Source organism: Streptomyces sp. (genome assembly GCF_035563135.1).
Classification (GTDB): Bacteria; Actinomycetota; Actinomycetes; order Streptomycetales; family Streptomycetaceae; genus Streptomyces.
Genome location: NZ_DATMVN010000206.1, coordinates 1 through 3,647 on the forward strand (window position 1 = coordinate 1; position 3,647 = coordinate 3,647).

The window sequence follows — 3,647 nt, forward strand, 5'->3', positions numbered from 1 at the left end:
CCCGGCTGCCCAACCGCACCCTGTTCTTCGAGCGGCTCGCGGCCGCCCTGGAGCATCCGCCCCTCCAGGAGGGGCCGTCGCCCCGGCCCGGCCGGATCGGGCTCTGCTACCTCGACATCGACGGTTTCAAGGCGGTCAACGACACCCTGGGGCACCGCACCGGCGACCGGCTGCTGGCCGCTGTGGCCGGACGGCTCACCGACTGCGCCGAGGCCGGCGGTCACCGCACCGGCGGCCATCTGGTGGCGCGCCTCGGCGGTGACGAGTTCGCCATCCTGGTCGAGGACTCCTCGGGCACGCGTCAGCTCACCGATCTCGCCCGTACGGTGCTCAGCGCCCTCCAGCGGCCGTTCGAGGTGTCCGGGCACCGGCTGTCGGTCTCCGCGTCGATCGGGGTGGTGGAGCGGTCGTCGGCCGGCACGTCGGCCACCGCCCTGATGCAGGCCGCGGACACCACTCTCTACTGGGCGAAGGCCGACGGCCGGTCCCGCTGGACCCTCTTCGACCCCGAGCGCAACGCGCACCGGATGACCCGGCAGGCGCTCTCCTCCACGCTCCGCCCCGCCGTCGAGCGCGGGGAGTTCACCCTGGAGTACCAGCCGCTGGTCGGCATGGCGGACGAGGTCGTACGGGGTGTGGAGGCCCTGGTCCGGTGGAACCACCCGCGTTTCGGGCTGCTGGCGCCGAGCCGGTTCGTCCCCATCGCGGAGGAGGACGGCACCATCGTCCAGCTCGGCCGGTGGGTGCTGCGCACGGCCTGCCGGCAGGCCCGCCGCTGGCAGCTGGAACACCCGGACGAGCCTGCGCTGTTCATCAGCGTCAATGTCGCCGTGCGGCAGCTCTGGGACTCCGACCTGGTCGCCGAGGTGGCGGAGATCCTCGCCGAGACGGGCCTCGAACCCGGGCTGCTGCAACTGGAGCTGACCGAATCGGCGGTCATGGGCTCGTCCGGCCGGCCGCTGCGGGTGCTCCAGGCCCTCAGCGACATGGGCGTCCGCATCGCGATCGACGACTTCGGCACGGGTTACTCCAACCTCGCCTATCTGAGCCGGCTGCCGGTGTCCGTGCTGAAGCTGGACGGTTCCTTCGTGAGCGGTTTCCGCTACGAGGACGGCGCGCACCCCAGCCCGGCCGACGAGACGATCGTCGAAGCCATGGTGCAGCTGGCGCACCGCCTGGGCCTCACGGTCACCGCGGAGTGCGTGGAGACCTCGGGCCAGGCGGAGCGGCTGCGCCGGATCGGCTGTGACACCGGGCAGGGGTGGCTGTATTCGCGTGCGGTGGCCCCGGAGCGGATCGCCGAACTGATCGGCGCCAGGCCGGCGGGGAACTGACCGGCGCCGGACCGGCGGGGAGCTGACCGGCGCCGGACCGGCGGGGAACTGACCGGCGCCGGACCGGCGGGAGCTGACCGGGTCAGACCGTCCCGGGCAGCCCGTACGCGTCCGCGATGAGCTCGTACGACCGCAGCCGGGCCTCTCCGCCGTGCGCGTTGGCCGTGATCATCAGCTCGTCCGCGCCGGTGCGCTTGGCCAGGTCGTCCAGACCGCTGCGGACCTCGTCCGCCGTGCCGTGGACGATGTCCTTCAGCCAGCCGTCGACGAACTCGCGCTCCATGGGGCTGAAGTCGTACGCCTCGGCCTCCTCGGGGCTGGGCACGAGGCCGGGGCGCCCGGTGCGCAGCCGGACCATGGACAGGGCGCCGGTCAGCACCTGGCGCCTGGCCTCGCGCTCGTCGTCCGCGGCCAGCGCCGCGACCCCGATGAGGGCGTAGGGGGCGTCGAGCACGGCGGAGGGCTTGAAGGACTGCCGGTACAGGTCCAGGGCCGGCACGGTGTTGCGGGACGAGAAGTGGTGGGCGAAGGCGAAGGGCAGGCCGAGCACACCGGCCAGCCGGGCGCTGAAACCGGAGGAGCCCAGCAGCCAGACCGGCGGACGGGCGGGCGACTGGACTCCGCCGGGCGACGTGGCCTGCACGGGTCCGGGGACGGCGTGGATGCGGGCGTAGGGGTGCCCGTCCGGGAAGTCGTCGTCCAGGAAGCGGGTCAGCTCGGCCAGCTGCTGCGGGAAGTCGTCGGCACCTTCGTTGAGCCGGTCCGTGCGGCGCAGGGCGGCGGCGGTGGCGCCGTCCGTGCCGGGTGCCCGGCCGAGGCCGAGGTCGACACGGCCGGGCGCCATCGCCTCAAGGGTGCCGAACTGCTCGGCGATCACCAGCGGCGCGTGGTTGGGCAGCATCACTCCGCCGGAGCCGAGCCTGATGCGCTCCGTGTACGCGGCCAGGTGCGCGAGGATCACGGCGGGGGACGAGGAGGCCACACCGGGCATGGAGTGGTGCTCGGCGACCCAGAAGCGGTGGAAACCGCGGCTCTCGGCGAGCCGGGCGATGTCCACGCTGGTGCGCAGGGCCTGGGTCGCCGTGCGGCCTTGGCCCACGGTCACCAGGTCGAGCACGGAGAGGGGCACGGAGGCCGTCCCGCCCGCCGTGCCGCGAATCTGGTCGCCTCGGTTCTCGTCCACGTGTTCGGCCTCTCCGGTGCTGCGTCTGTATACCGGAGGGTGCCAACAGGAGGATGGCTCCGCTTATTCCCGGGGAGCTGCCGCGGTCCTCACTCCCGCACCTCGATGCCCCGGGGCTCGGTCGCTCCCGGCGGAGGCTCGCGCGTGGCGAACAGGGTGCCGAGCGTGGGGGCCCAGATGCGGCGCTCGACCAGCCGGAGCCCTTCCCAGACCGCCACCTGGTTGGCGGTGAGGACCGGCTTGCCGAGGAGTTCCTCCAGTTCGGGGACGTGTGCGGCGGTGTGCAGCGCGTTGTCGGGGAGCAGCACCACCTCGGCGTCCGGGTGGTCCCCGGCCACGGCCAGTTCCTTCACCAGGTCCACGTCCGCGGCGGCGGCCTCCGACGCCATGATGATGCCGCTGCCCCGGAGGGAGGTCACCCCGACCCCTGCGGACTCCAGGAATCCGGCGAAGAGCGCGGCGATGTCCTCGGAGTAGGTCGCGGCGACCGCGACCCGGGAGGCACCCAGCTCGCGTACCGCCTGGACGAAGGCGATGGACGTGCTGGAGGCGGGCAGTCCCGCCGCCCTGGCCAGCCCTGCGGCCTGCTCGTGCGCCCCGTCCCAGCCGTAGGCGAAGCTGCCGCCCGAGCAGGCCCAGACCAGCGATTCGGCGCCGGCCATCCGCAGCTCCTCGACACCGGCGTTCAGGCGCTCGGGTGCGCCTGCCGCCTTGAGGTTCTCGGTCCGGCGGGCGTCCTCGTCGAGGTCCGTGTGGAAGAGCGGCACCCTGATGTCGCTGTCGAGCATGACCTCGATCCGCGGGAAGTCGTCCTCCGCGGCGTGGCCCGGGTAGAGAAGTCCTACGGTCGTCATGTCCATCCTTCCGGTGCGTCCGGATGTCCGCCGGCATACGTCCGGATGTCCTGCCGGCACTCCTGTCACCGCTGCCCCTGCCTGGGACAAGTATTCCCCTTATGGGCCCATATCGCCGCCCGCAACGGCGATGACCAGCGGTTTCCCCGACACCGCCCGGGCCCTGCCGGCAGGCGTGCGCCCCAGGGCGGGCACGGCCGGGCCGGAGGCCCCTCCCGTGATCCCCCGATCCCGTCCCGGGCACCCGCCCGCCACGAACGGGCCGGCCGGCCGGCC

3 protein-coding genes are annotated in these 3,647 nt (G+C 73.2%); 1 reads left to right on the top strand and 2 read right to left on the bottom strand.

Going from position 1 to position 3,647, the window contains the following annotated elements:
* On the top strand, positions 1-1,334 hold a 1,334-nt coding region (locus VN520_RS09020; protein WP_325746334.1), incomplete at its 5' end, for a putative bifunctional diguanylate cyclase/phosphodiesterase.
* A gap of 82 nt (positions 1,335-1,416) precedes the next feature.
* Here the strand turns inward: VN520_RS09020 and VN520_RS09025 are convergent.
* Positions 1,417-2,517, bottom strand: a complete 1,101-nt coding sequence (locus tag VN520_RS09025) for an LLM class flavin-dependent oxidoreductase (RefSeq protein ID WP_325746335.1) — start codon at positions 2,515-2,517, stop codon at positions 1,417-1,419.
* Between the two features lie 89 nt (positions 2,518-2,606).
* Positions 2,607-3,371 (bottom strand): decarboxylase, encoded by a 765-nt coding sequence (locus VN520_RS09030; RefSeq protein ID WP_325746336.1) that lies wholly within the window; start codon positions 3,369-3,371, stop codon positions 2,607-2,609.
* Positions 3,372-3,647: the final 276 nt, after the last annotated feature.

Excerpts from the sequence above, each read along its gene's own strand:
- VN520_RS09030 (WP_325746336.1), bottom strand. The coding sequence starts at position 3,371 with ATGACGACCGTAGGACTTCTCTACCCGGGCCACGCCGCGGAGGACGAC.